Raw genomic sequence first — 18,096 nt, forward strand, 5'->3', positions numbered from 1 at the left:
CCGGCGGGAACTTCAGCCCGTCGCCCGCAGCGCGTCCAGCACCTGCTGCCCGTAGCGGGCCAGCTTGGTGCCGCCGATGCCGCCGACCTGGGCCAGTTCGTCCAACGTGACTGGCTGCTGTTCGGCGATGTTGCGCAGGGTGCTGTCGTGGAAGATGACGTAGGCGGGCACGTTCTGCTCGCGCGCCAGCTGCGCGCGCAGGTCGCGCAGGGCCTGGAAGCGCGGCAGGTCGTCCGGCGCCACCGACACGCCGGTGCGCGGTCCGCGATCCTTCTCGCGCGTCGTGCGGCTGTCCTTGCGCAATTGCAGGCGGCGCTCGCCGCGCAGTACGGCGCGGCTGGCCTCGGTCAGGCGCAGGCTGCCGAAGCCTTCGGCGTCCACTTCCAGCACGCCGGTGGCGACCAGTTGCCGGAACACGCTGCGCCAGGTGGCCGCGTCCAGGTCCTTGCCGATGCCGTAGGTGGTCAGGTGCTGGTGGCCGCATTGCTGGACCTTTTCGCTCTCGCTGCCGCGCAGCACGTCGATCACGTGCGCCGCGCCGAAGCGCTGGCCGGTGCGGTAGACGCAGCTCAGCGCCTTCTGCGCGGCCTCGGTGGCTTCCCAGGTCTCGGCCGGGCTCAGGCAGTTGTCGCAGTTGCCGCACTCGTGCGGGTAGGTTTCGCCGAAGCCGGCCAGCAGCACCTGCCGGCGGCACTGGGTGGATTCGCAGTAGCCCAGCAACTGGTCCAGCTTGCGGCGTTCCAGCCGCTTGCGCTCCTCGCCGGCCTCGGATTGCTCGATCATCTGCTTCAGCAGCACCATGTCGCCCAGCCCGTAGCACAGCCACGCCTCGGCGGCTTCGCCATCGCGGCCGGCGCGGCCGGTCTCCTGATAATAGCCTTCCAGCGACTTGGGCAGGTCGATGTGCGCCACGAAGCGGACGTCCGGCTTGTCGATGCCCATGCCGAACGCGATGGTGGCCACCATGACGATGCCGTCCTCGCGCAGGAAGCGGCGCTGGTGGTGCGCGCGCACATCGGCGGCCAGCCCGGCGTGGTAGGGCAGGGCGTTGAAGCCCTGTTCGGCCAGGAACTCGGCGGTCTGGTCCACCCGCTTGCGCGACAGGCAGTAGACGATGCCGGCCTCGCCGCGGTGCTTCTGCAGGAAGTCGCGCAACTGCCGGCGCGCGTTGTCCTTCTGCACCACGGTGTAGCGGATGTTGGGCCGGTCGAACGAGCTGACGAAGCGCTGCGCCTCGGTCAGGTTCAACCGCTCGGCGATCTCGCGCTGGGTGGGCGGGTCGGCGGTGGCGGTCAGCGCGATGCGCGGGACGTCGGGCCAGCGCTCGTGCAGCAGGGTCAGTTCCAGGTATTCGCGGCGGAAGTCGTGGCCCCAGGCGGAGACGCAATGCGCTTCGTCGATGGCGAACAGGGCGATCCGGCTGCGGTCCAGCAACGACAGGAAGCGCGGCGTCAGCAGCCGTTCCGGCGCGACGTACAGCAGGTCCAGTTCGCCGCGCAGCAGGTCCTGTTCCACCTGCTGCGCCGTGGCGGCGTCCAGCGATGAATTGAGGAAGGCGGCGCGCACGCCGAGCTGGCGCAGGGCCTCCACCTGGTCCTGCATCAATGCGATCAGGGGGGAGACGATGATGCCCACGCCGTCGCGCAGCAGGGCCGGCACCTGGTAGCACAGCGACTTGCCGCCGCCGGTGGGCATCAGCACGAGGGCGTCGTGGCCGGCGGTCAGGGTTTCGACGATGGCCTGCTGGGGGCCGCGGAAGGCGGGGTATCCGAAGACCCGCTGCAGCAGGTCGGTGGGGCTTTCTGACATGCGGGATAGGGTAGCAGGCGGGGAGCGTGCGAGGCGGCTTGACCCTTAATTCAGAAGCCCCTCTCCCACCGGGAGAGGGGTTGGGGAGAGGGGCGAACGAAGTCCCTATTGTCTTGGTGGACCGGAATGGCGAGAACAAGTACGTAGGGTGCGCCTTGGCGCACCATCCCTCTTCGTTCGACCTAGCGGGTTACCTTCGGAAAGGTCTTCCGCTGCTCAGGCATGGCGCCGCTCGCCGCGGGGCCCTACTTTGACCAGCCTACGGCTGTTGAGAAGCGCTTCTTTGCTTGTGCAAAGAAAAGTAGGCAAAAGAAAGCACACCCCGGCGGTCCGCCCGCCACTGCGTGGCGGGTGCGCAGTCCCGGCAGGAATTTTCGTAAGGGCCATCCTGGCCCATACGAAAACGGCGCACGTCCTGTGCGCCGCCCTGCGGGTTGTACCTGCCGGGACTGCCGGACCTCAGGGGCCCCAAGGCGACGCGGATACATCCGGAGCCCAGTTGCTTCTGCTTTTGCTGTTGCCTTTGGGGCCCCCATTTAGGCGCGGCAAGCGGGCTGGGTAAAACCCGTAGGGCGCCGCCCTGGATGGGCGGCGTTTTCGTATGGCACAGGGATGTGCCTTACGAAAATTCCCGGCCCGCTTGCGGACCCGGAGCGCGCAGCGCGCAGGGCGCGCCGCCTGGGGTGTGCTTTCTTTGGTTACTTTCTTTGCACAAGCAAAGAAAGTGACGCCTCGCGGCGAGCGCGCCATGTCGGAAGCAGCACAGGTCATTCCGGAGGTGCACGTTCCGAGTTCAATGAAAATGAACGTTTTGAGTGAATTCCGCATGTGATCGGTGCAGGAGACAAGAAACAGGCGGGCTTCGTTCGGCCCTCACCCCAACCCCTCTCCCGGCGGGAGAGGGGCTTGGATAGCGTGCGTCGGAGCGCGGTGGTGCGCCGGGGCGCACCCTACACAAGGGGAAAAACGAAACGCCCGGGCGTGCCGGGCGTTTCCGATGCAGCCGGGGTGTCGCGAACCGCTTACTGCAACAGCGAGCGCAGCATCCACGCGTACTTCTCGTGGGTTTGCAGGCGCTGGGTCAGCAGATCCACCGACGGATCGTCGCCGGCATCGTCGGCCACCTTCAGCACCTTGCGCGCCGTGCGGCAGACCGCCTCGTTGCCGACGGTCAACTGGCGTACCATCTCGCGCCAGTCGGCGCTGTCGGTCAGGCCCGGCTCTTCCGGGATCGAGGTCAGGCCGACGAACTCGCGGTACGAACCCGGCGCGTTGTAGCCCAGCGCGCGGATGCGTTCGGCGATCTCGTCCAGCGCGTTCCACTCCTCGGTGTACTGCGTCTCGAACATCGTATGCAGCGAATTGAACATCGCGCCGGTGACGTTCCAGTGGAAATTGTGGGTCTTCAGGTACAGCGTGTAGCTGTCGGCCAGGAACCGCGACAGGCCGTCGGCGATCTTCTTGCGGTCGCCCGTGCTGATCCCGATGTCGATGTTCGGTGCGGTCGGCGCGGACGGGATCGGCGCGGTGACGGACGCGGGCGCTGCCTTGGTCTTGGCGGGCTTGGTCTTCGGCTTGGCCATGCGGGTTCTCCTGAGGGTGGGTTGAGGCGTCACAATAGACAGACTAGAACATGTGGCGTGAGCGAAAAGTTTCAACCGTTTGCCGAAATTAATGAATACCCCGCACGAACCTTCCCCCGCCAGTTCCCACCGCGCCGCCCTGGAGCAGGCGCGCCGGTCGCTCGACCGTGCGCTGAGCCGGGACCGCGGCCGCTTGCACGGCCTGTGGTCGCGCTGGCAGGGCAAGCCGGCGGACGCCGGCGCGCGCCGGGCGTTCGAGCAGGCATTGGCCGCATCGATGGCGACCCGGGAGCGCCGTCGATCGGCCGTGCCCGCGGTGACGCTGGACGCGTCCCTTCCCATCGCCCGCGAGGGCGAACGCATCGTCGAACTGATCCGCAACCACCAGGTCGTCGTGATCGCCGGCGAGACCGGTTCGGGCAAGACCACCCAGTTGCCGAAGCTGTGCCTGGCGGCCGGCCGCGGCGTGGCCGGCATGATCGGCTGCACCCAGCCGCGCCGCATCGCCGCCCGCGCGGTGGCCCGGCGCGTGGCCGAGGAACTCAAGACCGAGGTCGGCCGCGGCGTGGGCTACCAGGTGCGCTTCACCGACCAGGTGGGCGAGGACACCCACATCAAGTTCATGACCGACGGCATCCTGCTGGCGGAGATCGCCAGCGATCGCTGGCTGTCGGCCTACGACACCATCATCGTCGACGAGGCGCACGAGCGCAGCCTCAACATCGACTTCCTGCTGGGCTATTTGAAGCAACTGCTGCGCAAGCGCCGAGACCTGAAGGTCATCGTCACTTCGGCGACCATTGACACCGAACGCTTCTCGCGCCACTTCGACGACGCGCCGGTGATCAGCGTGGAAGGCCGCACCTATCCGGTGGAAGTGCGCTACCGGCCGCTGGAAGGCGAGGGCAGCGACGGCGAGGACGCGCGTGCCGGCGACCGCACCGTCAACGACGCCATTGTCGCCGCCATCGACGAGATCACCCGGCTGGATCCGCGTGGCGACGTGCTGCTGTTCCTGCCGGGCGAACGCGAGATCCGCGATGCGCACCAGGCGCTGGAGCGGCGCAAGTACCGCGAGACCGAAGTGCTGCCGCTGTACGCGCGGCTGTCGGCGCGCGACCAGGACCGCGTGTTCGATCCCGGCCCGAAGCGGCGGCTGGTGCTGGCCACCAACGTGGCCGAAACCTCGCTGACCGTGCCGCGCATCCGCTACGTGGTCGATCCCGGCCTCGCCCGCGTGAAGCGCTACAGCCCAAGGCTGAAGCTGGACCGCCTGCACATCGAGCCGGTCAGCCAGGCCAGCGCCAACCAGCGCAAGGGCCGCTGCGGACGCATCGCCGAAGGCATCTGCTACCGGCTGTATTCGGAAGCCGATTTCCAGTCGCGCGCCGAGTTCACCGATCCGGAAATCCGCCGCTCCAGCCTGGCCGGGGTGATCCTGCGCATGCTGTCGCTGGGGCTGGGACGGATCGAGGATTTCCCGTTCCTCGAACCGCCGGACGAACGCGCCATCGCCGATGGCTGGCAGCAGCTTTCCGAGTTGGGCGCCATCGACAAGGATCGCAAGCTCACGCCGATCGGCCGGCAGATGGCGCGCCTGCCGGTGGACGTGAAGCTGGCGCGCATGCTGGTGGCCGCGCAACAGCACCGCTGCCTGCCCGAGATGATCGTCATCGCCTCGTTCCTGGGCATCCAGGACCCGCGCGAACGCCCGCCGGAAGCGCGCGAGGCGGCCGACAACGCGCATGCGAAGTTCGCCGATCCGCGCTCGGAATTCCTGGGCATCGTCAGGCTGTGGGACGCCTATCGGGAGGCGCACGAGGAGCTGACCCAGTCCAGGCTGCGCGACTGGTGCGAGCGCCACTTCCTGGGCTTCCTGCGCATGCGCGAATGGCGCGAACTGCACCGGCAGTTGCTGCTGCTGTGCCAGGAACTGGGCTGGGATGCGAGCGCGGGACCGGCCCCCGGTGCGGCGCCCGCAACGAAGAGCACAGGCAAACCGGCGCGCGCCGCGAAGCCTACGTCCACACAAGGCGCCTTGCATCGCGCCGCCCGCCTTGCCGGGTCCGGTGCGCCGCAGGCGCCCGAAGTGGATGCCGGCCAAATCAGCGAACGCGAGCGCGCCGCCGCTTATGTCGCGCTGCACCGCGCGCTGATCGCCGGCCTGCCGACGCAGGTCGGCCATCGCACCGAGAAGGGCGACTTCCAGGCGCCGCGCCAGCGCCGGTTCCACCTGTTCCCGGGTTCGGCGCTGGCGAAGAAACCACCGCCGTGGGTACTCAGCGCCACGCTGCTGGACACCCAGCGCGTATGGGGCCTGACCAATGCCGTCATCGAACCGGACTGGGTCATCGCCGAACTGCCGCACTTGCTGGCGCGCAAGCACTTCGATCCGCACTGGTCGCGCGCGCAGGGGCACGTGCTGGCCTCGGAGCAGATCAGCCTGTTCGGGTTGGTGCTGGCGCCGAAGAAGCCGGTGCACTACGGCCGCATCGCGCCAGGCGAGGCGCACGACATCTTCGTGCGGCAAGGGCTGGTGACAGGCGAGATCGACATCCGCGCCGGCTTCGTGGCCGACAACCTGAAGACGCTGGAACAGGCGCGCGAGGAAGAAGCCAAGCTGCGCCGCGCCGGCCTCGTCGCCGACGAGGACTGGCAGGCGCGCTGGTACCTGGACCGCATTCCGGCGGACATCCATTCCGCCGCCGGGCTGGATGCCTGGTACAAGGCGCTGGCGCCGGAAGCGCGCCACAAGCTGCAATGGACGCTGGTCGACCTGTTGCCCGGCGAGGGCAGCGAGGAAGACCGGTTCCCGAAATACTTTGCATTGGGCGACGCGCGCCTGCCGCTGCATTACACGTTCGAGCCCGGCGCGGCCGATGATGGCGTGACGCTGGAAGTACCGCTGCACCTGCTCAACGCGCTGGACCCGGCGCGGCTGTCCTGGCTGGCGCCGGGCTTCATCGCCGACAAGGCGGCGGGCCTGATCCGCAGCCTGCCCAAGGCGATGCGGCGCAACTACGTGCCGGCGCCGGATTTCGGCCGCGCGTTCTTCGAGGCGTACCCGCAGCCCACCGCCGACGACGTGCGCGGCGAACTGGCGCGGTTCCTCAGCCGCGCCACGGGCGCGGCGGTGGGCGCGCTGGATTTCGACGAGGCGGCGCTGGAGCCGCACCTGCGCATGAACCTGCGCCTGCGCGAAGATCCACGCGGCGGCGGCGAGGGCCGCGTGCTGGCCGAATCGCGCGACCTGGACGAACTGCGCGCCCGGTTCGGCGACCGGGCCGGCCGCGCGTTCGCGGCGCGCGCGGGCCGCGCGATGGCCGCCAGCGGCCTGCGCGAGTTTCCCGCCACGCCCATCCCGGTGGAAGTGCCGGGCGAGGCCGGCGTACCGGCCTATCCGGCGTTGCGCGACGACGGCGAATCGGTGGCCCTGCAGGTGTTCGCCGACCGTGCCGAGGCGCAGGCGGCCCATCCCGGCGGCATGCGCCGGTTGCTGGAGATCGCATTGGCGGACAAGGTAAAGCAGGCACGCAAGCAACTGCCGGTGTCGCCGAAGACCGGCCTGCTGTACGCCGCCATCCACGAGTTCGATGCTGGCGTGGAGGCCAAGGCCTCCACGCGGCAGGACCGCCTGCGCGGCGACCTCGTCGACGCGGCGATGAACGCGGTGCTGGCCGAAGGCCTGGAGGATATCCGCGATCGCGCCACCTTCGAACGGCGCCGCGACGAGGCCGGCAGGCGCCTGTTCGGCGAGGCGATGGAGCGGCTGAAACTGGCCGACGCGATCCTGTCCACGGTGGCCGAGCTCAAGCCGCAGTTGGAAGCGCCGCTGATGGGCTGGGCGCGCGGCAACCTGGACGACCTGAACGCGCAGCTGCGGGCGCTGATCCATCCCGGCTTCCTGCGGCAGACGCCGGCCGATGCACTGTCGCAGTTGCCACGCTACCTGAAGGGCATGGCGCTGCGCGCCGAGCGCGCCAAGCGCGATCCCGCCCGCGACCAGGCGCGGATGCTGGAGATCCGGCCGTTCGTGCAGGCCCTGGAAGAAGCGATGGCATGCGACGTGGCGCAGGCGCCTGAGTGGCAGGCTCTGCGCTGGGATCTGGAAGAGCTGCGGATCTCGGTATTCGCGCAGGAATTGGGTGCACGCGCCGGCATTTCACCAAAGAAGCTCGCGCAGCGGCTGGCGTCGCTGCGCAGCTGAGACGATCCGAACACTGTTGTGGGAGCGACGTGAGTCGCGATGCTCGGCCGGTAAAGCTTCATCGCGACTTGCGTCGCTCCCACATGGATCTGGCCTTCGACATGCAGATACCAGCCGCCGATCCTGCCCGGCGTGATGGCGACCTTGGAAGCGGTCAACGGCTTGCCCAGGCGGAAGTCGCCGTCGGCGCCCCGCCAGCGCCAACAGTACGGTGGCCGGCGTCAGGGAAAGGCGGATACGCGTGGGATCACGTTCTGCGTGAAACGAAAGAGATCGGGCCAGCGCGTCCGTTCATTTGATGCGCTGGACCTTGGCCGTCGAATTGGAGCCTTCGATGCGCAGATACCAAGCGCCCACTATGCCGGGCTTGATGCTGACCTTGGGGGAGCTGCGGCGGACACCGGCGAGCTGGGCATTGTCAGTCTGCTCCCAGACCTGGCCGTTTTCCAGTGTGTATTGCCTGCCCTTGCCGAATCCGGTGAATTCCCCGGCGATGCTGCTTTCTATCGGATCGGTGGAACCGAAATGGAAGAAGCCGCGGTTCTCGTCCACCACCGCCTTGCGGCCTTCCTCCCTGGCCCGCTCGCGCACCTGCTCCACGGCCACGGCCGTTTCGGTGCTGACCTTCCGCTGCAGCCAGGCATCCAGCGCCGCCAGTTCGGCCGCACTCAGCTTGTCCAGGCCGGCCGCCTTGAACTCGGCCTCGGTCATGGCTTCGCGCAGGTTGCCGAAACGCGCTTCGGCGGACGTGTCCTGCGCGAATGCCCAGGACGAGGCGGTCAGAAGTACGATGGATAGAAACAAGCGGGTCATCTTCGTGGCTGTTCCTGTGGGCGACTGGCCGGTAGTGTAGTCATTCCGGCGGCGAATGGCCGCATGCCCGCACTCCATGAACACTCCCGGCCACGACATTGCCACGTTGTTGCAGCGATCCGCCGTCGCGGCGTTGACGCCCGCGATGCGGCAGGCGATCGAAACCGCGGCCCAGGACGTGGACGCGGCCGAGGGCATGCGCGACCCGCTGCCGGTGCTGGCCGACACGCTGGACACGCTGGCCGCCTTGTCGGCCGATGGCGAGGTGGTCGCGGCGGCGCTGCTGTTCGGCCTGCCGGCCGTGCAGCCGGCGGTGATGGCCGATCTGTCCAGATCCTCGCCCGGTCTGGCGGACTTGATCGAAGGCCAGGCCGCGGCGGCGCAGGTCTGGGCGCTGCATGCCGAGCAGGCGAGAGGAGCGAACTCGGAGGGCCTGCGCCGGCTGCTGCTGGCCATCGTGCGCGACCTGCGCGTGGTGCCGGTGTTGCTGGCGCGCCAGTTGGCGCGGATGCGGGCCGCCGGCACGCTGCCTCCGGAAGAGCGCCAGGCACTGGCGCGCTTGACCCGCGACATCCATGCGCCGCTGGCCAACCGGCTGGGTATCTGGCAGCTGAAGTGGGAGCTGGAGGACCTGGCCTTCCGCTACCTGCAGCCGGACACCTACAGGCAGATCGCCGCGCAACTGGACGAGAAGCGCACGGGCCGCGAGCGTTACATCGCGGCCGTGATCGACACGCTGCGCGGGGCGATGCGGGAAAACGGCATCGCCGCCGACATCAGCGGGCGGCCGAAACACATCTACAGCATCTGGCGGAAGATGCAGCGCAAGCAGGTGATGTTCGACGAGCTGTACGACCTGCGTGCGGTGCGCATCGCCGTGGACGACGTGGCGGCCTGCTATGCCGCGCTGGGCGTCGTGCACGCGCTGTGGGTGCCGATCCCCAGCGAGTTCGACGACTACATCGCCCGCCCCAAGGCCAACGACTACCGCTCGCTGCATACCGCCGTGGTAGGCCCGGAAGGGCGCACGCTGGAAGTGCAGATCCGCACGCACGAGATGCATGCGCAGGCCGAACTGGGCGTGGCCGCGCACTGGAAGTACAAGGAAGGCAAGTCCGCCGGCGATGCGTTCGACCGCAAGATCGCGTGGATGCGCAGGTTGCTGGACAGCGCGGCCGAAGGCGCCGCCGGCGACGGCGCGCTGGCCGGGGACCTGGACGCCGAACTGGTGGAGGACCGCGTCTACGCGCTGACGCCGAAGGGCGAGGTGGTGGACCTGCCGCGGGGCGGCACCGTGCTCGACTTCGCCTATCACGTGCACACCATGGTGGGACACCGCACGCGCGGCGCCAAGGTCAACGGCCGCATCGTGCCGCTGAACCATGCGCTGCGCAGCGGCGACCGGGTGGAGATACTCACGTCGAAGACGGCCGAGCCGCGGCGCGACTGGCTGTTGCCGGCCAACGGCTTCCTCGCCAGCGGCCGTTCGCGCGACAAGGTGCGCGCGTGGTTCCACAAGCTGGACCGCACCCGCAACCTGCAGGCCGGGCGCGAATTGCTGGAGAAGGAGCTCAAGCGCCTGGGATTGCACCAGTCCGACCTGTCCGGCGTGGCGAAGAAATTCCATGCCGACAGCATCGACGACCTGTACATCCAGGTGGCCTTGGGCGACGTGGGGCCGCACCAGATCGGGCGCGCGCTGCACGAGGAGCAGCGCGCCGTTGCGGCGCCCGCCACGCCCGCCTTGCCGGCAAGGCGGGCGCCCAAACGCGCGCCGCCGCCGTCCAGGTCGAAGTTCACCGTGCAGGGCGTCGGCAACCTGCTGGTGCAGCTCGCCCGCTGCTGCCAGCCGGTGCCGGGCGAGCCGATCGCCGGTTACCTGACGCGCGGCCGCGGCGTCACCGTGCACCGCGCCGACTGCGCGTCGTTCGTGCGATTGGCCGCCGCCAATCCCCCCCGCGTCCTGCCGGTGGAATGGGGCCAGGCCAGCGGCGGCTACGAGGTGGACGTGCAGATCGCCGCCATCGACCGCAAGTGGCTGCTGAAGGACATCACCACGCTGATCGCGCAGGAAGACGCCAACGTGCTGGACATCAACAGCCAGAACACGCGGGCCAGCGGCCGGGTGCGCCTGCGCCTGCGGTTGAAGGTGGCCGACTTCGGCCAGCTTTCCACGCTGCTGGGCAAACTCGATGCGCTGCCCGGGGTGGAAGAGGCACGACGTTCAGCCTGAATCGGTATCCTGTTCCGGTGACGCAGGATCAGGAAAGCCGTACGCCGGGCCAGGGACGTCGCATCGAACCCACTCTGGAGGGTCGCCCGCTGGCGCCGCGTTCGCCCGCGCGCTCCATGCCCGCGGAGACGCGGCGCGTCCGTGGGAGCGCGTGGCGGTGGGGGCTGGCGTGTCTTCTCGTGCTGTCGATCCTGGTGGTGGTGTTCAGGCGACCGCTGGCCGATGCGCTGTGGCCGGAAACGCGGGTGCAGCAACTGCTCGACCAGGCCGGCCAAGCACTGCAGCAGGGGCGGCTGGATGCCGCCGATGGCACCGGCGCACGCCAGCTCTACGAAGCCGCCCAGGCGCTGGACAACGATCGCAGCGAGGCGATCACCGGATTGCAGCGCGTCGGACAGGCGGCCTTGTTGCAGGCCAGCAAGGCGCTGGAACAGAACCGCTTCGAGGAAACCCGCGCCTTGCTGGCGCTGGCGCGCGACCTGCAGGTGCCGCGCGCGCCGGCCGATGAGGTCGCCGCGCGGCTGCGCGCACGCGAGAGCGAACACGCGGGCATCGAAGGATTCGTGCAGGCGGCCCAACAGGCCCAGCAGGCCGGCCGCTTGGTCGGTTCGGAAGATGCCGCGCTGCCGTTGTACCGGCGCGTCCTCGCGCTGCAACCTTCGCACCTGGCCGCGCTGGAAGGGCGGGAGGATGCGCTGTCCGACTTGCTGCAACAGGCCGGACAACAACTGGCGAAGGGAGACGTGCAACCGGCTGCCGACCTGATCGCACAGGCGCGCGAATACGATCCGGGGCACGTCGATCTCCCCGGGGCGCAGGCGGCGCTGGCCCGCGCGCTGGAGTCCAGGCGACAACAGGCCGACCGCGATCTGCGGCGAGGCCGCTTGGCGCAGGCGCTGGAAGGCTATCAGGCCGTGGTGGCCGTATCGCCGGACGACGCCCAGGCGCGCCAGGGCATCGAGCAGGTCGGCATCGCCCATGCGCGGACCGCCATGCAGAAGGCCGCCGATTTCCGTTTCGAGCAGGCGCTGGCGGACCTGGCGCAGGCCCGCACGCTGGCCCCGCAGTCGCCGCAGGTCGCCGAGGCCGAACAAAGCATCATGCGTGGGCGACAGGCGCAGGCGCGGCTGGATTCCTCCCTGCCGGCGCGGGAACGCGACGACCGCGTACGCGTGCTGCTTGCCCAGATGGCGCAGGCCGAAGCGCGGGGCCAGTGGCTGACGCCGCCGGGCGACAGCGCCTACGACAAGCTGCGCGCCGCCCAGGCACTGGCGCCCGACCATCCCGCAGTCCGGCAGGCCGCGACGCGCCTGCTGCCCGCGACCCGGCGGTGCTTCGAGGACGAACTGCGGGGCAATCGCATCCGCCGCGCACAGGCCTGCCTGCAGGCGTGGCAGGCACTGCAGCCGACGGCTCCCGAATTGGCGGGCGCACGCCGTCGGCTGGCGGAGAAATGGATCGCGGTGGGCGGCGAACGCCTCGGCGCGGGCGAGGTGGCCTTCGCCGCGCAGGCATTGGCCGAGGCCAGGGCGCTGGATGCGGAAGCGCCGGGGCTGGAGGCGTTCGCGGCGCGGGTGACCAGTGCGCAGGCCGCGCAGTGACGTGGAGAACTAGGTTTACCGCGGTCAGCGCAGAAGCGATTGGGCAATGGCTTCCAATCTTGACGCAAGCCTTTCCCACGAATACTCAGCGATCCGATCCCCGGTCAGGTCCAGCCCCTGATCGAGGCTGCCATCCGTCTTGGCCTGGGCCGTGTCCTCCATCCAGCGGCTGACGGCCGCGGCGTGGTTCTCGCAGTTCCATCCGCGTTTCAATTGTCCGATCAGTCGGCTGATGGCGTCGTCATCGGTGCCCAGGTGAAGAATCGGACGTCCCGATCCCAGGTATTCGTAGATCTTGCCGGGGACCTGGGCAGGATCCTGGTTGCCGATGTTGACCAGGACATCGGCGCCGCGTTGCAGTTGGAGCGCACGACGGTGGGGCAGGAAGCCCAATAGGCGGACCTGCGACGGCAACCGGCGTGCCGCCTCCAGCAGTTCTTCCGGCACAGTGACCGCGGCGACGTTCAGGCGTACGCCGGGATGGGCGGCCAGCGCCCGCAGCAGCTCGTCCGGTCGACGGAAGCTGTAGAAGCTGCCGGTGTAGAGAAGCTCGAGCCGGCCAGGATCGAAGTCGATGGATGGGGCCGTTCCATCGAATCCGGTCGCGGATTCGAATCCCTGCGTCAGCACGCTGACGCGTTCATGGCGCTGGTGCCTGTCGGCCAGCAGTCCGGCCGCCGTGGGCGTGGTCACGATGATGTGGTCGGCTTGCCGGCACACGGCCTGTTCCAGTCGGAACGAACGTCGCCGCCAGCGTGCCGGCGTGTAGCTCGCGAGCACGGGATCCCCCAGGTCCGCGATCCACGGTACGCCGCGTTCGCGTGCCATCAATCCCAGTTCGAGCGTGGTGGCCGGTTCATGGGAACTGATCGCCACGTCAGGGCGATCGGTCTCCAGCAACGAAAGCAGGCGACGGCGCGCCCAGGGAAACCATTCGCCCCTGACGTCCGGGAAAACCACCTTGGCGGCCAGACCTTGCAGGCCATCGGAAAGCGCTTGCTTCCAGCCATGGCCACTATGGCGCGACGCTTCGCCGCCGCCCGCGGCGTCCAGGCGCGATGGCGCTTGCCTGCGCGATTTCCGGTCGCGCAATGCGGCCAGCGTGCCGCGCACGGGCCCGGCGTACGTCCGGTGCACGCCAATGGAGGGCGGGATGTCGGGAAGGCCGATCGCCCGACCGCCGAGATGGATCGTGAGCACCGTGACCCGGTGTCCCCGTGCGGCAAGGTGACGGCTGAGATAGGCCCAGCGCAGCGATTGCGGCGATGGACTGGGAGGGAATTCGTAGGCGATCAACAGCACGTGCATCAGCGCGTCGTCCCGTTTCCTGGCCGGTCGGCCGGCGGTGCCGGCCCGGTACGCCTGCCGGAAAGCGTGGCGACGATTTCAGGGGCGGCGGCTTCGGCGGAGAAGTGGCGGCTCACGTTCTTCAATCCATGTTCGGAAATTTGCCGCCAGAGCCGCGGGTCCGCGTGCAGTTGGACGACGGCCGCCGCGAACTGGTCGGCGTCCTCGGCGACCATGACATCCACGCCGTGCGTCAGGCCCATGCCTTCGGTGGCCATCGGCGTGCCCACCGTGGGAATGCCATGGGCCATGTACTGGTTGACCTTGCCCTTGACGCCCGCACCGAACCGGAGCGGCGCCAGCCCCACCAGGCTGCCTTCCAACAGGCTGTCCAACGTGGGTACATGACCATGCAGGTGCACGCCGTCGACCGTGGCGAGGTGGGCGGTGGCCTCGCGGAGGCCGGCACCCACCAGGTGCAGCCGGCAGTCCGGCAACAATCGCCGGACGCGGGGGAAGATGTCCGTCAGCAACCAGTGCACGGCATCGACGTTGGGCGGATGCTGCGCGCCCCCCACGAAGACCAGGTCGCGGCGTTGTTCGTATCCGGGGACCGAGGCGGGCAGCTGGTGCAGGTTGGACACTACCCGGACGCGCGCCGAGGGCAATGCCTTGGCCAGCAGCCTCTTCTCCGAATCGCTCACCACCCACGTCACATCGGCGTGCGACGTGGCGGCCAGTTCGCGTCGGCGCGTGCCGCGTGCGGCCCAGGCCAGCAGGCGACTGCTTTTCGCCGCCGCTTCCCGCGATTCGCGCAGATGATGAAGGTCGACGGTATCCAGGATGCGGAGAACCCGGGGGAAAGCGCTGCGCAGGAAGGGCAGCCAGGACCAGGCCAGGTGGTAACGGCTGACGATGATGGCGTCGTAATCACCGGCGTGCCGCCTCAGCCAGGCAGGAGCCGAAGCGGAGTGGGTGGCGCTCATGCCATGGGGCAGCCCCACTCCGATGTCATGCAACTGAGGGGCAAGCGGGTCCTCGAATCGCCCCTTCGTAGGGAGAAAATGGACGGTATGGCCCATCGTGCGCATCAGGCGCATCAGATTGAACGTTCTCAACGATCCCGAGTCCCGGCTTGGATCGGGCAGGCGCTCGTCCACCCACAGTACCCGGAGCCCGTTTTCGCCAGCGGCAGTGAGGTGTGCGGATAACCCCGGACGACTCGCACTTGCAGGGGACGGCGACGGGCCTTGAACCGGCTTCTGTCTCCATCGGGCCATCAGTCCGCGAATTCCTCTGGAGTGGAGCATCACCCGTGCGCGATGGATCTGTGACAGCGCATTGCGGAGGTAGTAGCGGATCAGGGCGGGCACGCAGCTCAATCTGAATTGGCAGGAAATGGGGCCGGGCGAGGGTTTCGGTACTGCGCTAGACTCGCCCGAATTCCCATTGTCGCATCCCCTGTGGCCCGCAACGACTACGACGACGAAGACCAGGACGAAGACGATATCGACCACGACGGCGTGCCGGTCTGGCGCCAGCGGCTGTTGACGTGGGGCCTGGCGGCGGTCGGGCTGGGGCTGGGCTTCCTGATCCCGTACACGCTGTACCTGAACCACCAGGTCACCCAGCGCTTCGGCGAGCTGCGCTGGCAGATCCCCACCCGCGTCTATGCGCGGCCGCTGCAACTGGCCCCGGGGCTGGCGATGGACGCGCAGACCCTGAAGACCGAACTGGATGCCGCGTCCTACCGCGACGACGGCGCCGGCGTGCGTCCGGGAACCTATGCCCACGAGAGCGGGCGGTTCACCATTTCCAGCCGCGGCTACATCGACGTGGATGGCCGCGTGGCGCCGCGTCAGTTGCAGGTCGTCCTGTCCGGGGGGCGCGTGGCCAGCGTGCGCGACGTGGCGCGCAAGCAGAACCTCAAGGCGGCGCGGCTGGACCCGGCCCGCATCGCCACGCTGTACGGCCAGAAGCAGGAAGAGCGCCGGCTGGTGCGGTTGGAAGAGGTGCCGGAGCTGCTGGTCACCGGCCTGCAGGCGGTCGAGGACCGCGACTTCAAGGACCACCACGGCATCGACCTGAGCGGCATGGTCCGCGCGGTGTGGCTGGCGGTGCGCTCCGGCGGCGAGACGCGGCAGGGGGCCAGCACGCTGACCCAGCAGCTGGCGCGCAGCGGCCTTCTGGGCATCGGCAAGGAAGTCACGCCCAGCCGCAAGTTCAACGAGATCCTCTACGCGCTGATCCTGGACGCGCGCTACGACAAGCGCACCATCCTCGAGGCCTATTTCAACCAGGTCTACCTGGGCCAGCGCGGCGGCCAGGCGATCCACGGCGTGTCGGCCGCGTCTGAATTCTGGTTCGGCCGCGACCTCGACAGCCTGACCACCGAGCAGATCGCGCTGCTGATCGGCATCGTGAAAGGGCCCTCGTACTACGACCCGCGCCGCAACCCGGAGCGCGCCCTGGCGCGCCGCAACCTGGCGCTGGACAAGATGCGCGAGACCGGCCTGATCGACGATGCCGAACACAAGCGCGCCCGCGCCGCGCCGCTGGGCGTGACCCAGACGCCGGGCATGGCCGCCGCCAACCGCTTTCCCGCCTACGTGGACCTGGTGCGCCGGCAACTGGCCCGCGACTATCCGGAAAGCGCGCTGCAGGGTGCCGGCCTGACCGTGCTCACCGGCATGTCGCCCTCGGCGCAGGCCTACGCCGAGGCCTCGGTGACGCGCACGCTGAAATCGCTGGACAACGCGCGCCGCCCGCCGTTGCAGGTGGGCATGGTGGTCACCGACGTGCACGACGGCGACGTGCTGGCCGTGGTCGGCAACCGGCAGGTGTCCGAGCCCGGCTTCAACCGCGCCGTCGAGGCGCAGCGGCCGGTCGGCTCGCTGCTCAAGCCGTTCGTCTACCTGCTGGCGCTGGCGCAGCCGGACGACTATTCGCTGGCCAGTTGGGTCGACGACTCGCCGGTCACCGTGCAACTGGGCAAGAACAGGCGCTGGACGCCCGCCAACTCCGACCGCCGCAGCCACGGCAGCGTGCGGCTGGTCGATGCGCTGGCGCATTCCTACAACCAGGCCACCGTGCGGGTGGGCATGAAGGTGGACCCGGACCGGCTGGCGCAGTTGCTCCGCGTGCTGGCCGGCATCCAGGCCGAGCCCAATCCGGCCCTGATCCTCGGCGCCACCGACCAGAGCCCGTACGCGATGGCGCAGCTCTACCAGTTCCTCGCTTCCGGTGGCGAGATCCAGCCGCTGCATGCGGTGCGTGGCGTGCTGGACCCCAGCGGCAAGCTGCTCAAGCGCTACGACAAGACGCCCGCGCCGGCGCAGGAAGGCGATTCCATCGCCGCCAACCTCATCAGCGTGGCCTTGCAGCAGGTGGTCGCCAACGGCACCGGCCGCCAGTTGCTCAACGACGGTTTGGGCCGCCTGCAGTCGGCCGGCAAGACCGGCACCAGCAACGACGGCCGCGACAGCTGGTACGCCGGCTATACCGGCGACCACCTGGCCGTGGTGTGGATGGGCAACGACCAGAACGAACAGACTGGCCTGTACGGGGCGACCGGCGCCATGCGCGTGTGGTCGGGCCTGTTCGCGCGCCTGCCCAGCGCGCCGCTCAAGGTGTCCGGCAAGGGCCTGGATTGGCAATGGGTGGTGGGTTCCAACGCCACCGATGCCGGCTGCCCCGGCGCGCGCCAGTTGCCCTTCGTATCCGGTTCCGCCCCGCCTTATGCCGCCTGCGTGATTGAACAGCCTGCGGTCGAGGGTGAACAATCGCAAGGCGGCGGCTGGCGAAGCTGGTTCAGCCTGGATAGGAAGGACGAGCCCGCGCCGCAGGCCGAGAACGAAACTCCCCCACCACCACCGCAACGATGAAATCCGATCATTTCCTGTTGACGTTCGCGCTGACGGTCCTGCTGGCCGGCTGCGTGTCCGCGCCGATTCCCGCGATCCCCCCGGCGAGCGATCCGGTCGCACCCGAACAGCGCGTGTCCGCCATCCGCGCCGCCGCCGGCCAGGACGACCGCGAACTGGCCGTGCAGCCGCTGCGCGACCCGCAGGTGGAGGACCTGCGCGAGCAGGCCGGGCAGGCGTTGGCCGCGCGCGATTACGCCACCGCCGCCGAGGCGCTGAACCAGGCCATCCTGATCGTGCCGGAAGATCCCGCCGTGCTGCAGGAGCGCGCCGAAGTGGCGCTGCTGCAGCACGACTACGCGCGCGCCGAGACCCTGGCCCAGCGCGCCTTCCAGCTGGGTTCGCAGGTCGGCCCACTGTGCCGCCAGCATTGGGAAACCGTGCGCCAGGTACGCCAGCACCAGCGGGCGGTGATGGCTCCGCTGCCCGCGCGCCACAGTCCGGAGGATGCCGCGGAACATGCGGCGCTAGCGGCCGCGCAGGACGCGGCCATCGCCGACGCCGAGCGCCAGCGCGATGCGTGCACGGTGCCGGTGATCGAGCGGATGTAGTGCGGGGACGGTTGCCGGTTCCGGGTGACTGGTCCATGGTTGACTGATCGACTCATCGCTCGCCACCGGCAACCAGGAACCAAGAACCC

10 protein-coding genes are annotated in these 18,096 nt (G+C 69.1%); 5 read left to right on the forward strand and 5 right to left on the reverse strand.

Annotated elements, in window-relative coordinates:
* Positions 1 to 12 precede the first annotated feature (12 nt).
* Together recQ and AAD027_RS14390 are read right to left on the reverse strand one after the other, a co-directional pair.
* Positions 13 to 1,809, reverse strand: coding sequence for a DNA helicase RecQ (gene recQ, locus AAD027_RS14385; RefSeq protein ID WP_341726719.1), 1,797 nt, complete (start codon positions 1,807 to 1,809; stop codon positions 13 to 15).
* Positions 1,810 to 2,831: 1,022 nt separating this feature from the next.
* Positions 2,832 to 3,392 carry a Dps family protein gene (locus AAD027_RS14390; RefSeq protein ID WP_341726720.1) on the reverse strand — a complete coding sequence of 187 codons (561 nt, stop codon included), beginning with the start codon at positions 3,390 to 3,392 and terminating at the stop codon, positions 2,832 to 2,834.
* A gap of 91 nt (positions 3,393 to 3,483) precedes the next feature.
* On the opposite strand from AAD027_RS14390, the gene hrpA reads away from it, so the two are divergent.
* Positions 3,484 to 7,599, forward strand: a complete 4,116-nt coding sequence (hrpA, locus tag AAD027_RS14395) for an ATP-dependent RNA helicase HrpA (RefSeq protein WP_341726721.1) — start codon at positions 3,484 to 3,486, stop codon at positions 7,597 to 7,599.
* 291 nt (positions 7,600 to 7,890) lie between these two features.
* Here the strand turns inward: hrpA and AAD027_RS14400 are convergent, their stop codons facing one another.
* Complete coding sequence (locus tag AAD027_RS14400; RefSeq protein ID WP_341726854.1) at positions 7,891 to 8,412, reverse strand: hypothetical protein; 522 nt, start codon at positions 8,410 to 8,412, stop codon at positions 7,891 to 7,893.
* A gap of 76 nt (positions 8,413 to 8,488) precedes the next feature.
* Between AAD027_RS14400 and AAD027_RS14405 the strand changes: the two genes are divergently transcribed.
* Together AAD027_RS14405 and AAD027_RS14410 are read left to right on the forward strand one after the other, a co-directional pair.
* Positions 8,489 to 10,645 (forward strand): RelA/SpoT family protein, encoded by a 2,157-nt coding sequence (locus tag AAD027_RS14405; protein WP_341726722.1) that lies wholly within the window; start codon positions 8,489 to 8,491, stop codon positions 10,643 to 10,645.
* A gap of 116 nt (positions 10,646 to 10,761) precedes the next feature.
* Entirely contained in the window at positions 10,762 to 12,246 is a 1,485-nt protein-coding gene (locus tag AAD027_RS14410; protein WP_425605471.1) for a tetratricopeptide repeat protein, read from the forward strand.
* Between the two features lie 24 nt (positions 12,247 to 12,270).
* Here the strand turns inward: AAD027_RS14410 and AAD027_RS14415 are convergent, their stop codons facing one another.
* A complete protein-coding gene (locus AAD027_RS14415; protein WP_341726724.1) occupies positions 12,271 to 13,554 on the reverse strand; it encodes a glycosyltransferase in 1,284 nt (427 codons plus the stop codon).
* A complete protein-coding gene (locus AAD027_RS14420; protein ID WP_341726725.1) occupies positions 13,554 to 14,693 on the reverse strand; it encodes a glycosyltransferase family 4 protein in 1,140 nt (379 codons plus the stop codon). Before AAD027_RS14420 ends, AAD027_RS14415 begins: the two co-directional genes overlap by 1 nt.
* A gap of 303 nt (positions 14,694 to 14,996) precedes the next feature.
* Between AAD027_RS14420 and mrcB the strand changes: the two genes are divergently transcribed.
* Together mrcB and AAD027_RS14430 are read left to right on the forward strand one after the other, a co-directional pair.
* Positions 14,997 to 17,417 (forward strand): penicillin-binding protein 1B, encoded by a 2,421-nt coding sequence (gene mrcB / locus AAD027_RS14425; protein ID WP_341726726.1) that lies wholly within the window; start codon positions 14,997 to 14,999, stop codon positions 17,415 to 17,417.
* Positions 17,414 to 18,007 carry a tetratricopeptide repeat protein gene (locus tag AAD027_RS14430; RefSeq protein ID WP_341726727.1) on the forward strand — a complete coding sequence of 198 codons (594 nt, stop codon included), beginning with the start codon at positions 17,414 to 17,416 and terminating at the stop codon, positions 18,005 to 18,007. The genes mrcB and AAD027_RS14430 overlap by 4 nt, the downstream gene beginning before the upstream one ends.
* Positions 18,008 to 18,096 lie beyond the last annotated feature (89 nt).

It is taken from the genome of Pseudoxanthomonas putridarboris (assembly GCF_038321125.1).
GTDB classification, from domain to species: Bacteria; Pseudomonadota; Gammaproteobacteria; order Xanthomonadales; family Xanthomonadaceae; genus Pseudoxanthomonas_A; species Pseudoxanthomonas_A putridarboris.

Excerpts from the sequence above, each read along its gene's own strand:
- recQ (WP_341726719.1), bottom strand. The coding sequence starts at position 1,809 with ATGTCAGAAAGCCCCACCGACCTGCTGCAGCGGGTCTTCGGATACCCC.
- AAD027_RS14390 (WP_341726720.1), bottom strand. The coding sequence starts at position 3,392 with ATGGCCAAGCCGAAGACCAAGCCCGCCAAGACCAAGGCAGCGCCCGCG.
- hrpA (WP_341726721.1), top strand. The coding sequence starts at position 3,484 with ATGAATACCCCGCACGAACCTTCCCCCGCCAGTTCCCACCGCGCCGCC.
- AAD027_RS14400 (WP_341726854.1), bottom strand. The coding sequence starts at position 8,412 with ATGACCCGCTTGTTTCTATCCATCGTACTTCTGACCGCCTCGTCCTGG.
- AAD027_RS14405 (WP_341726722.1), top strand. The coding sequence starts at position 8,489 with ATGAACACTCCCGGCCACGACATTGCCACGTTGTTGCAGCGATCCGCC.
- AAD027_RS14410 (WP_425605471.1), top strand. The coding sequence starts at position 10,762 with ATGCCCGCGGAGACGCGGCGCGTCCGTGGGAGCGCGTGGCGGTGGGGG.
- AAD027_RS14415 (WP_341726724.1), bottom strand. The coding sequence starts at position 13,554 with ATGCACGTGCTGTTGATCGCCTACGAATTCCCTCCCAGTCCATCGCCG.
- AAD027_RS14430 (WP_341726727.1), top strand. The coding sequence starts at position 17,414 with ATGAAATCCGATCATTTCCTGTTGACGTTCGCGCTGACGGTCCTGCTG.